The following is an 11,600-nucleotide window of genomic DNA, read 5'->3' as shown; positions in this document are numbered from 1 at the left end:
TTACAAGCAGAAGCCGCAATCCGATATAGATCGTTGTCTCGTGGGCTGGGTTTTGTTTATAAGACACAGCTCTTCACTGCCCCGGGCGCGCGCACGGGGGCGGGGTTGCGCCACCCCGCCCCGCTTCCTGTCGGTCGACCCCCCGGCGCACCGGGGCGTCGTGTCAGGCCAGCTCGCCCGCCTCGAGCAGGTCGGTGACCAGTGCAGCGATCGCGGAGCGCTCCGAGCGCACCAGCGTCACGTGGCCGAACAGACCGTGCCCCTTGAGGGTCTCGATGACCGAGGCGACGCCGTCGTGGCGGCCCACACGCAGGTTGTCGCGCTGGCCGACATCGTGCGTCAGGACCACCCGGGAGTTCTGGCCGATCCGGCTCAGCACGGTGAGCAGGACGTTGCGCTCCAGCGACTGCGCCTCATCGACGATCACGAAGGCGTCGTGCAGCGACCGGCCCCGGATATGGGTGAGCGGCAGCACTTCGAGCATGCCCCGTTCCACGACCTCGTCGAGGACGTTGCCCGAGACCACCGAGCCGAGGGTGTCGTACACCGCCTGGCCCCACGGGTTCATCTTCTCCTGCGCGTCGCCGGGAAGGTACCCGAGCTCCTGCCCGCCGACGGCGAACAGCGGGCGGAACACGATGATCTTGCGCTGCTGCTGCCGCTCCAGCACGGCCTCCAGGCCCGCGCACAGCGCCAGCGCGGACTTGCCGGTGCCGGCGCGGCCGCCCAGCGACACGATGCCCACGTCGGGGTCGAGCAGCAGGTCGATCGCGATCCGCTGCTCCGCCGAGCGCCCGTGAAGGCCGAAGACCTCGCGATCGCCGCGCACCAGCCGGTACTCGCCGTCGCCGACGACGCGGCCGAGCGCCGAGCCCCGCTCGGAGTGGATGATCAGACCGGTGTTCACCGGCAGCCCCTTGACGTCGTCGCTCGCGGCGACCTCGCTCTCGTACAGGTCGCTGATGTCGTCGCCGGACACATCGATCTCGGAGATGCCGGTCCAGCCTGAGTCGACCGCCTGCTCGGCGAGGTACTCCTCGGCGCTCACGCCGAGGGAGGCGGCCTTGACCCGCATGGGCAGGTCCTTCGAGACGACGGTGACCTCCTGGCCATCCTGGGCGAGATGCATCGCGACCGCGAGGATGCGGCTGTCGTTGTCGCCCAGACGCATCCCGGACGGCAGGACGCCGGAGTCGGTGTTGTTCAGTTCGACCCGGAGCGTGCCGCCCTGTCCGACGGGGACAGGGAAGTCGAGACGGCCGTGTTCGACGCGCAGCTCGTCGAGGTGGCGCAGCGCCTGCCGGGCGAAATAGCCGATCTCGGGGTCGTGTCGCTTGCCTTCGAGCTCGGTGATCACCACGACCGGGATCACGACGTTGTGCTCGGCGAAGCGGAAGAAGGCCCGCGGATCGCTCAGCAGCACCGACGTGTCGAGGACGTAGGTTCGGAGGTCCTGATCGGACTCCGCGACCTGCTCGATCTCCTGACTGCGCTGCTCGTGTGGTGCTCGTGTGGTCACAACCCACTCCCGCCCCGGGTGGTTCACCCGGCAGTCACGAGTCGACCGGTGAGTCACGAGTCGCGATCCTGAGGTCGACCCGATCGGGCTCTTTGCCCGATGCGATCAAAGTACGACGCCCCGCCGACATCGGGTGCTCCCGACACGCAGATTGCAGATGAACTTTTCGTGACGCCGACGGCAGGGGCCGCCGACATCTCTCACCACACGCGCGTGGATGCGAACGCCGCCAGCGCGTCGCCGAAGAGGCGCAGCGTGTCGGCGCCCGTGCCGACGTGCGGTGCGACGCGGATGCGACCGGCGCGTGTCGTGACGGTGAGACCGTGGTTCGCAAGGGATGCCGCGAGCGGCGCCGCGTCCTGCGCCGCGGGTTCCAGCGTCACGATGCCGGCGCGCCGCTCGGGCTCGCGCGGCGTGACGACGGGCACCTCGTAGCGGTCCGCGAAGAACATGACATCGGATGCCCGGGCTGTGAGCTCGGATTCGATCGCCGCGACGCCGACATCGGCGATCTCGCGCAGCGCCGTGGCGAGCCGCGCCGCGGCGAGCGTGTCGGCTCCGGCGACCGAGAAGGCCTGGGCCGACGTCGCCGGCCCGGGCACGGCATCGACCGGCAGCTCGCCGTCGACGCCGCGGAAGCCCGACAGCACGGGGGCGATGCGCTCCAGCGCCCGCTCGCCGAACCATGCGAACCCGGTGCCGCGCCCGGCGCGCAGCCACTTGTAGCCGTGGCTGCACACGACGTCGGCGGCGAGGTAGTCCGCGTCGACCATGCCGAACCCCTGTACGGCATCGACGATCAGCAGGCGGTCGCCGATGACGTCGCGCAGGGCGGAGAGGTCCGTGCGGTAGCCCGTGCGGAAGTCGACGAGGCTGACCGCGACGGCCCGCGTCTCGTCCGTGAGCGCGTCGCGCACGACGTCGGGGGTGATCATGCCGTCCGCGGGCTCCAGCCACTGCAGCTGCAGCGAGCCGAGCGCCTCCGACGCACGCGTCGCCGCGACCGTCAGGCTCGGGAACTCCCCGCGACCCAGCATCAGTCCGCCGGCCAAGCCGTAGATCGCATGCATGAGGCCGTACGTCGTCGACGGCTGCAGCACTACCTCTGCGGCATCCGCGCCGATGAGCTCTGCGACGAGCTCACGCGCCTCGCGCACGTGGTCGGCGACGAGGTCGATGCTCGTGCGGCGCCCCGAGCCGAGCAGCTCGGTGTCGCCCTGCGCCTCGCTGCGCACCGCGGGTGAGAGGGGGCCGAACGCGGCCCAGTCGAGATAGCCCGGCTCGCCGTCGAATGAGGCGAGATACGCGTCCAGATCGGTCACGCGGAACATTCTGGCAGAGCGCGAGACCACGCGCGCACCCGGTTCCCCGGACGCTGTCGCGGCGGCGCGATCAGCTGCCGTAGCGGCGGTCGCGCGACGTGAAGTCGCGGATCGCGCGAAGGAAGTCGACCTCGCGCAGATCGGGTCCGAGCGCCTCGACGAAGTAGAACTCGCTGTGCGCGGACTGCCACAGCAGGAAGTCGCTCAGCCGCTGCTCGCCCGACGTGCGGATGACGAGGTCGGGGTCGGGCTGGCCGCCGGTGTAGAGGTGCTCGCCGATCTGCTCGGGCGTGAGGCTCGCGGCGAGCTCCTCGAGCGAACCGCCCTCCTGCTGGTGCTGCGCGATGATGCTGCGCACGGCGTCGACGATCTCGCCACGGCCGCCGTAGCCGACCGCGAGGTTGACGTGCATGCCGGGGTTGTCCTTCGTGCGTTCCTCGACGTCGGCGAGCACGCGCGCCAGGTCCACGGGCAGCGAGTCGGCGCGCCCGACGTGCTTGACGCGCCAGTCGCGCTCGTGCGACAGCTCGTCGGCCAGCTGCGCGATGATCTCGATGAGGTCGGACAGTTCGCGAGAGTCCCGCTTGCGCAGGTTGTCGTTCGACAGGAGGTACAGCGACACGACGCGGATGCCGACGTCGTCGCACCAGCGCAGGAACTCCTTCATCTTCGCCGCGCCGGCGCGGTGGCCGTGCGCGGCGGAGTCGTAGCCGAGCTGCTTCGCCCAGCGCCGGTTCCCGTCGATCATCATCGCGACATGGCGGGGAGCGGATGCCGGGTCCAGGCGTCGCCGCAGTCGGTTGATGTAGAGCCGGTAGAGAGGGCCTCTGCCCTCGTTCGTCTCGCCGCGCGCCACACGCCTACGCTACCGCGGCGGGGCCGGTGCCCGAACCCTGGGACTCAGTCCCAGAAGTCGTGGGATCGAGTATGTTCCCCGCACGGCATGCGGCGGGATCTACGCTGGGACCATGAGCAGCCGTCGTCGTCTCCCCCGGGCCCCCGAGGTCCCCGTGCTGCCCCTGATGGATGCAGCCGACGTCGACGCGGCCGCGCCCGAGATCAAACCGACCTGGCGCGGCTGGATCCACGCGGCGACATTCCCCGTCGCGATCGCCGCGGGCGTGGTGCTCATCGTCCTCGCCCAGGGCGCCCCCGCGAAGTGGGCGTCCGCGGTCTTCATGGCCACGTCGCTGCTGCTGTTCGGCAATTCCGCGCTGTACCACCGGTTCAACTGGAAGCCGAAGACGAAGGCGATCCTCAAGCGGATCGACCACGCCAACATCCTGCTCCTCATCGCCGGCACCTACACGCCGATCGCCGTGCTCGCCCTGCCGCCGCAGAAGGGTGCGCTGCTGCTCATCCTGGTGTGGAGCGGCGCACTGCTCGGCATCCTGTTCCGGGTGTTCTGGATCAACGCCCCGCGATGGCTGTACGTCGCGCTGTATCTGCTGCTCGGCTGGGCCGCCGTGATGTACCTCGTCGACCTGTTCCACGCCAACGCGGCCATGATGGTGCTCGTCATCGTCGGCGGCCTGCTCTACACGGGCGGCGCCATCGTGTACGCGCTCAAGCGGCCCAACCCGTGGCCGGGGCACTTCGGCTTCCACGAGATCTTCCACGTGTGCACGGTGCTGGCGTTCCTGTGCCACTGGACGGCGTGCCTGCTGATCGCCCTCAAGCCGCTCTCGCCCTCGCTCGGCCTGCCGGGCTGAGCGCGGCGCCGGTCACCGGGCCGGACCGGATGCCGTCCTGCTCAGGATCGCGGCGCCTGCGGGTCGTCCCCGCCGTCGCCGGCCGCATCGACCTCGTCGTCGTCGGTCTCGGTGGCCTCTGCCGCACGGGCGGCCTGCTCCTCGGCATCCAGCTCCTCGCGGATGTCGGCGCGGACGCGGCCCCGGCGGATGCGACGCATCATGTCCCACACCAGGAGGATCACGGCGATCGCCACGAACGCCGTCGCGATGAAGCCGACGACGCCGGGCGTCACGAGGTCGGGGTTGACCGCCGGCGTCGGCGTGGGCGTCGGTGTCGGCGAATCGGCGGCACCGACGATCCCGGTGCTGACGACAGCGGCGATCACGTGAAACATGGAGGTCCTCGCTCTGCCCGCTCGCGCGGGCGCGGTCATCGGCGATGCCCGGAAGCGCATAGCCTGGAGTTCCAGCCTAATCTTCCGGTCGTTCCGTCACGGACGTCCGCGGGCACGAGAGGAGCGGCATGACCACGCAGGACATGCTCGACGAGCGCTACGGCCGTCGCCGCTCCCCCGCCCGCCGCTGGCTCATCGGCGGCGGTCTCGCCATCGCCGTCGCCGTCGTGGGGCTGTTCGGCTGGTTCACCGTGAGCGGCGCCCTCGACGACGTCGACGCCGACACCACGGCCTTCGAGGTCGTCGACCAGCACTCGGTCTCGCTCGGGTTCCAGATCACCGCTCCCCCGGGGTCCGCGGTGGCGTGCGCGATCGAGGCGCAGGACCAGGAGCACGGCGTGGTCGGCTGGCGGGTCGTCGAGTTCCCCGCGTCGGAGGAGCATGCGCGGGCGTTCCGCGAGGTGATCCCCACCACCGCCCTCGCGACGACGGGCTTCGTCAACTCCTGCTGGGTCATCGCGGGCTGACGACACGAATCGTGACGTCAGCGCGGGTTTTGCCTGTCCGCGTGCGGTGACGTAGTCTGGCGGGAGTTCACCTCGAATCGCGCCCTGGCCGAGAGCCGGGGCGTTCGGTTTATCCCCCGCACCCCAAGGAGTCAGTCGTGTCCAACGATGCACCCGTGACGTTCCTCACGCAGGACGCATACGACCGTCTGGCCGCCGAGCTCGAGCAGCTGTCGACGACCGGTCGCGAAGAGATCGCCAAGCGCATCGAGGCCGCCCGCGAAGAGGGCGACCTCAAGGAGAACGGCGGCTACCACGCCGCCAAGGACGAGCAGGGCAAGCAGGAGGCGCGCATCCGCACCCTGCAGCAGCTGCTCAAGACCGCCACCGTCAGCGAGGCGCCCGAGAGCAACGGCATCGTCGAGCCGGGCACCGTGATCACCGCCATCGTCGCCGGCGGCGAAGAGGTCTTCCTGCTCGGCAACCGCGAGATCGCCGTCGGCAGCGAGCTCGACGTCTACAGCGAGGCCTCGCCGCTCGGGATCGCGATCCTCGGCCGCAAGGAGGGCGAGAAGACCTCCTACACGGCCCCGAACGGCCGCGAGATCGCCGTCGAGATCGTCAAGGTCGAGACCTACAACGGTCAGTGACCGGTCGGCCGGCGCCCCGATCGTCTAGTCGACGACGACGGTCGGGGCGAAGCCGGCCTCCTCGAGCACCGAGATGACGTGAGCGCGGTGCTCCTCACCACGCGTCTCGACGCTCAGCTGCAGGATCACCTCGCTGATCTGCAGGCCCTGGCCGTGCCGAGTATGGAGCACCTCGATCACGTTGGCGCCCGCGATCGCCAGCAGGTCCGACACGCGCGCGAGCTGACCCGGCCGGTCCGGCAGCGGGATCCGCAGCGACATGTACCGACCGGATGCCGCCAACCCGTGCGCGACGACGCGCTGCAGCAGCAGCGGGTCGATGTTGCCGCCCGACAGCACCGTGACGATGGGACCGGTCGCGGTGATCTTGCCTGCGAGCATCGCGGCCACGCCCACGGCTCCCGCAGGCTCGACGACCTGCTTCGCGCGCTCCAGCAGCACGAGGAGGGCGCGGGCGATGTCGTCCTCGGTGACGGTGACGACCTCGTCCACGAGGTCGCGGATGATCTCGAACGGCAGGTCGCCCGGGCGGGCGACGGCGATGCCGTCCGCGATGGTCGGCAGCGTCGCGACCTCGACCGGGTGGCCGGCGGCGAGCGACGGCGGGTAGGCGGCGGAGTTCTCGGCCTGGACGCCGATGATGCGCACGGTGCGGCCCTCGGCCGCAGCGCGGGCCTTCGCGGCCGCGGCGACGCCCGCGATGAGCCCGCCCCCGCCGATGCCCAGCACGATCGTGTCGACGTCGGGGAGATCGTCCATGAGCTCCAGGCCCAGGGTGCCCTGCCCCGCGATCACGTCGGGGTGGTCGAACGGGTGGATGAACACGGCGCCGGTCCGCGCGGCGAACTCGGCCGCGAGCCGCAGCGGCGTCTCGACCGTCGCACCCTCCAGGACCACGTCCGCGCCGTAGCCGCGGGTGGCCAGCAGCTTCGGCACGGGCACGCCGAGCGGCATGAAGATCGTCGCCGGGATGCCGAGGGCCTTCGCGGCCAGCGCCACGCCCTGGGCGTGGTTGCCGGCGGAGGCTGCGACGACGCCGCGCGCGCGCTCCTTGGCAGTCAGGCGCGAGAGCCGGTACGTGGCTCCGCGGATCTTGAACGACCCGGTGCGCTGCAGGTTCTCGAGCTTGAGGTGCACCGGCACGCCCATGACCTCCGAGAGGTGCTGGGACTCGTCGAGCGGCGTGTGCGAGATCACGCCTTCGAGGGTGGCGGCGGCATCCTCGAAGTCCGCCAGGGTCGGGCGATGGACGGCGGACGCGGGGGTCGTGCTCACGAACGGGTTCTCCTGGGTCGGGGGACGGTGCTCCAGATGAGGTCGCCGCTGGGTCTCGCGCCGGTCTCCCACGCGCGTTCGCCGATGTACACCGCGACGACGTTCACGAACGCGGCCAGGGGCACGGCGAAGAGGGCCCCGGGGATGCCGGCGATCATTGCTCCGCCGGCGACCACGAGCACGACGGCGAGCGGGTGGACCTTGACGGCCGAGCCCATGAGCAGCGGCTGCAGGACGTGCCCTTCGAGCTGCTGCACACCGAGCACGACGACGAGCATCCACAGGGCGATCCACGGACCGTTGTAGACCAGGGCGAGGAAGACGGCCACCGTGCCGGTGACCACGGCGCCGACGATCGGCACGAACGCACCGAGGAACACCAGGACCGCGACCGGGATGGCCAGCGGCACGCCGAGCAGGGCCGCGCCGAGGCCGATGCCGACGGCGTCGATCGTGGCGACCAGCAGCTGCGTGCGTGCGTAGTTGACGACGGTGACCCAGCCCGCGCGGCCGGCGCCGTCGGCGGCGGGACGCGCCTTCTTGGGGAAGAGGCGGAGCGTCCAGCGCCAGATCCCGCCGCCGTCGGCGAGCAGGCACAGCAGGATGAACAGCGCGAGCACCGCACCGGTGGCGACATGGCCGATCGTGGTGCCGATCGCGAGGGCGCCGCTCCACAGCAGCTCGGCCTGCTGCTGCAGGAACGTGCCGGCCGTGTCGAGCCAGCCGTCGATCTGCGTCGCGGTGAGGTCGAGGGGCCCGTCGATCAGATACTGCCGGAACTGCTCGACCGCGGCGGCGGTGCTCGCCTGTACGGACGGCCACTCCCTCACGATCTGCCACACCACCAGCCACAGCAGCCCGGCGACGATCGCGAGGGTGCCGACGACCGAGATGACGATCGCCAGCCAGCGCGGGACGTGGTGTCGCAGCATCCACGCGAACGCGGGCCACAGCAGCGCCGTGATGAGGATCGCGATGAGCAGCGGGATCACCAGCAGCTTCAACTGGATGACGAGCCACACCGCCACGCCGATCGCGGCGGCGAGCACGAGGAACCGCCACGAGTAGGCGGTCGCGACGCGGAGGCCCTGCGGCACGGACGCCGAGGTCTCGGTGGAGACGACTCTGCTGCGATCGCGGATCGCGTCGAACAGCGAGCCTCGGGGCTTGTCATCGGAGCCGGTCATCCGCACAATCTCCTCGTTCGCCCGTTCCCCACCATTGGCCCAGTCTAGGCGCGTCGCATTCCGCGCCGGTCATGAACGGCGGCGCGACGGACGCGATGCGGCGGGTGTCGGAGGCCGGGACTACTGTGGCGCGCGTGAAGTCCACGCTGAGCGCCCCCGAGGCGCGCCGGGTCGCCCTCGCCGCACAGGGTTTCGCCCGTGCCCGCCCCGAATCCGCCGGCACGCGGCAGCTGAACGCCGCCCTCGCGCGCATGGCGACCCTCCAGATCGACTCGGTGAACGTGTTCGCGCGATCGCACTACATGCCGCTGTTCGCGCGCGTGGGCTCCTATGATCCTGCGGCGCTCGACCGCCTGCTGTTCGCCCGCCGCGCGCCGTACGTGGAGTACTGGGCGCACGTCGCCGCCTTCATCCCGGCATCCGACTGGGGGCTGTTCCGCTTCCGCATGGACGCGCTGCGCGACAAGTACGGCAGCAAGCCCGGCGGCTGGTTCGACGCGAACCGCGACATCGTCGACTGGGTCCGCGCGGAGCTCGCCGACCGCGGCCCGCTCCGCCCGGCGCAGATCGAGCACGACGCCAAGAAGGGCGCCCGCGGTCCCTGGTGGGACTGGGATGTCGTCAAACACGCGCTGGAGCACCTGTGGCTCTTCGGCGAGGTGGCGATCGCCGGGCGGCGCGGCTTCGAGCGGCGGTACGCGCTGGCCGAGCAGGTGATCCCGCGCGCCGCGCTGGACGCCGAGGTGTCGCGCGAGGACGCGGTGCGCGTGCTCGTCGGCCGCGCCGCGCGTGCGTACGGCGTCGCCACGGCCGCCGACCTCGCCGACTACTGGCGCATCGCCGACCGCAAGGCCGTGCTGTCCGCCGTCGGCGACCTCGTGGATGCGGGCGAACTGCAGCCGGTGACGGTGCAGGGCTGGACGAGTTCGGGGCGCCCGGCGCCGGCGTGGCTGCACCGCGACGCGACGGTGCCGCGCCGGATCGATGCCGCGGCGATCCTGACACCTTTCGACCCCGTCGTGTGGTTCCGCGACCGCGCCGAGCGGCTCTTCGACTTCGAGTACCGCATCGAGATCTACACCCCGGCGCCCAAGCGGCGGTACGGGTACTACTCGCTCCCCGTGCTCATCGGCGACGACCTCGTCGGCCGGGTCGATCTCAAGGCGGATCGCGCCGCTTCGACGCTGCGCGTGCAGTCGGCCTGGTGGGAGCACGGCAGACCGGTGGATGCCGCACCTCTCCTCGCCGATCAGCTTCGGCTCGCCGCGACCTGGCAAGGGCTCGAGAACATCTCGGTGTCACGCTGGGGCGACGCGACCGACGACCTGGCCCGCGTGCTGAGCGAGGCCTCGCGCCACGACGCCGGGCCGTCGGCACCGGTCGAGCTCGCCGACGACGAGCCGGCGGACGACGAACTCGCCGCGGAGGGGATCGCGGGCTAGCGTGGAACGGTGAAGCGCAGCGCGATCGTCGGACTCGTCGTCGGCGGCACGGCGATCGTCGTCGCCGGCGCCGCCGTCGCATGGTGGCTGACGTCGGGCCGCGAGCCGGCCGACTCCGACCCCACGCCGTCCGCGTCCGTGTCGGCATCCCCCACTGATCCGGCCGACCGCACGGCGGCCATCCAGGAGCAGCTCGACCGCTACGCCGACGCGTGCGCCGCGCCGGCCGCGACCGTGCCCGCGCACTGCGGCATCGTCGTGCCGTGGGCCGCCGACCTCGCGCAGCTGTCGGGAGTCGCGTTCCGTATCGAGGCCTACCCCGTCGCCGTCGTCTCGGCCGACGGGGGTTCGTTCGACGCGACCGGCGGCGTCCTCGTCGCGACGGCCACCGGCACGACGCGCGACGGGGCGTCGGGCAGCTTCACGTACCGCACGGACGAGTGGGCGCTCCGCGGCGACGTCGTCGTCGAGGACGGCCGGACCATCGTCTCGGTGCGATGACGCAGGTCACGCGGATCCGACACCGATCGGGGTGAGGCCCAGCCACCGTGCGAGATCGCGGATCTCCGCGTCGACGGCCGCCCGGGTCGCCTCGTCGAAAGGCCGATCCTCGTGCAGGGCGTTGATGCGCAGCACGCCGGCTTTGCGATCTGCCTTCGCATCGAGCTTGCCGACGAACCGGTCGCCGTGCAGCACGGGCAGTGCGAAGTAGCCCCACCGCCGCTTCGCGGCGGGCTTGTACATCTCCAGCACATACTCGTATCCGAAGAGCTCGTCCAGCCGACGCCGGTCGAACACAGCCCGGTCGAGCGGCGAGAGCAGGGCCGTGCGGGGCACGAAAGCCTCGGCGGCCGCAAGCGCCTCGGGATCGACCCGCCAGACGCCGTCGACGCCCTCGACGACGGCCTCCTCCCCCAGTTCGCCCACGGCGATGGGCTCGACGGGTTGTGCCAGTCCCTTTGCACGCGCGATCCCGAAGGACGCCAGTCGGCGCTCCGCGCGCTCCCGCGCGGCGTCCTCGTCCGACAGCTCAGGCACATCGGCGGGGTAGACCCGGTCGGCCACGTCGAACAGCCGGCCGCCGGCATCCCGCGCGGCCACCGCGACGTCCCCGCACAGCACCAGCATCTCGAGCAGCTGCAGGCTGTTGCGGTTGTTCGTCCAGCCCGACGAGCGCCACGACACCTGAGCCGTGTCGGGGACCTCGCTCGGGTGCAGCGGCCCCTCGGCGCGCAGCTTCGCGAGGGTCTCGCGGCGGAACACGTCGTTCGCGGCGAGCCACTCCCGCGCCTGCGCGGACTCGGGACGCCGTCGCATCTCGGGCACCAGCAGGGGCAGATCGGTCATGGCGCGATAGAACCCGCCCCACTCGAACACGGCGCGGTCCTCTTCGAACAGCCTCACCAGGTCTGCCGACTGGTACGGCCAGCCCAGCCTGCTCCACAGGATGAGATCGACGCTGGGGGCGATCGCCGACGTCGGATCGATGGGCAGGATCGTCAGCGCATCGATCGTCTCGACGACTCCTGCGGGACGCTCGGCGGTCAGCAGCTGCCCGTGCAGAGCGATGCGACGGGCCTGCTCCTGCGTCAGCCGATGGACCATGCCTC

General features: G+C 71.2%; 12 protein-coding genes. 5 read left to right on the top strand and 7 right to left on the bottom strand.

Going from position 1 to position 11,600, the window contains the following annotated elements; genetic code table 11:
- Positions 1 to 163: 163 nt before the first annotated feature.
- From ACFWJ8_RS08180 to ACFWJ8_RS08170, 3 genes are all read right to left on the bottom strand, one after another.
- A complete protein-coding gene (locus ACFWJ8_RS08180; RefSeq protein ID WP_378810484.1) occupies positions 164 to 1,519 on the bottom strand; it encodes a PhoH family protein in 1,356 nt (451 codons plus the stop codon).
- 200 nt (positions 1,520 to 1,719) lie between these two features.
- A complete protein-coding gene (locus ACFWJ8_RS08175) occupies positions 1,720 to 2,850 on the bottom strand; it encodes an aminotransferase class V-fold PLP-dependent enzyme (RefSeq protein ID WP_378810601.1) in 1,131 nt (376 codons plus the stop codon).
- 61 nt (positions 2,851 to 2,911) lie between these two features.
- Positions 2,912 to 3,697, bottom strand: coding sequence for an isoprenyl transferase (locus ACFWJ8_RS08170; protein WP_378810482.1), 786 nt, complete (start codon positions 3,695 to 3,697; stop codon positions 2,912 to 2,914).
- Positions 3,698 to 3,809: 112 nt separating this feature from the next.
- Here ACFWJ8_RS08170 and ACFWJ8_RS08165 point away from each other — a divergent pair, with 112 nt between their 5' ends.
- Positions 3,810 to 4,553: a hemolysin III family protein gene (locus tag ACFWJ8_RS08165; RefSeq protein WP_378810480.1), complete on the top strand. Its 744-nt coding sequence runs from the start codon at positions 3,810 to 3,812 to the stop codon at positions 4,551 to 4,553.
- 41 nt (positions 4,554 to 4,594) lie between these two features.
- On the opposite strand, the gene ACFWJ8_RS08160 is transcribed toward ACFWJ8_RS08165, so the two are convergent.
- Complete coding sequence (locus ACFWJ8_RS08160) at positions 4,595 to 4,930, bottom strand: hypothetical protein (protein WP_378810478.1); 336 nt, start codon at positions 4,928 to 4,930, stop codon at positions 4,595 to 4,597.
- Between the two features lie 128 nt (positions 4,931 to 5,058).
- Between ACFWJ8_RS08160 and ACFWJ8_RS08155 the strand changes: the two genes are divergently transcribed.
- Positions 5,059 to 5,457 (top strand): DUF4307 domain-containing protein, encoded by a 399-nt coding sequence (locus ACFWJ8_RS08155; RefSeq protein WP_378810476.1) that lies wholly within the window; start codon positions 5,059 to 5,061, stop codon positions 5,455 to 5,457.
- 137 nt (positions 5,458 to 5,594) lie between these two features.
- Positions 5,595 to 6,086 (top strand): transcription elongation factor GreA, encoded by a 492-nt coding sequence (gene greA / locus ACFWJ8_RS08150; RefSeq protein ID WP_378810474.1) that lies wholly within the window; start codon positions 5,595 to 5,597, stop codon positions 6,084 to 6,086.
- Positions 6,087 to 6,110: 24 nt separating this feature from the next.
- On the opposite strand, the gene ilvA is transcribed toward greA, so the two are convergent.
- A complete protein-coding gene (gene ilvA / locus ACFWJ8_RS08145; RefSeq protein ID WP_378810472.1) occupies positions 6,111 to 7,361 on the bottom strand; it encodes a threonine ammonia-lyase in 1,251 nt (416 codons plus the stop codon).
- Positions 7,358 to 8,548: an AI-2E family transporter gene (locus tag ACFWJ8_RS08140; protein WP_378810470.1), complete on the bottom strand. Its 1,191-nt coding sequence runs from the start codon at positions 8,546 to 8,548 to the stop codon at positions 7,358 to 7,360. The genes ilvA and ACFWJ8_RS08140 overlap by 4 nt, the downstream gene beginning before the upstream one ends.
- Before the next feature lie 134 nt (positions 8,549 to 8,682).
- Between ACFWJ8_RS08140 and ACFWJ8_RS08135 the strand changes: the two genes are divergently transcribed.
- Entirely contained in the window at positions 8,683 to 9,990 is a 1,308-nt protein-coding gene (locus ACFWJ8_RS08135) for a winged helix-turn-helix domain-containing protein (protein ID WP_378810468.1), read from the top strand.
- A gap of 9 nt (positions 9,991 to 9,999) precedes the next feature.
- Positions 10,000 to 10,491 (top strand): hypothetical protein, encoded by a 492-nt coding sequence (locus ACFWJ8_RS08130; RefSeq protein ID WP_378810466.1) that lies wholly within the window; start codon positions 10,000 to 10,002, stop codon positions 10,489 to 10,491.
- A 6-nt stretch (positions 10,492 to 10,497) separates the two neighbouring features.
- Here the strand turns inward: ACFWJ8_RS08130 and ACFWJ8_RS08125 are convergent, their stop codons facing one another.
- Complete coding sequence (locus ACFWJ8_RS08125) at positions 10,498 to 11,595, bottom strand: DNA glycosylase AlkZ-like family protein (protein WP_378810464.1); 1,098 nt, start codon at positions 11,593 to 11,595, stop codon at positions 10,498 to 10,500.
- Positions 11,596 to 11,600 lie beyond the last annotated feature (5 nt).

The organism is Microbacterium sp. NPDC058389, assembly GCF_042722305.1.
Taxonomy (GTDB): Bacteria; Actinomycetota; Actinomycetes; order Actinomycetales; family Microbacteriaceae; genus Microbacterium.
This window is presented reverse-complemented; position numbering and strand designations above follow the sequence as displayed.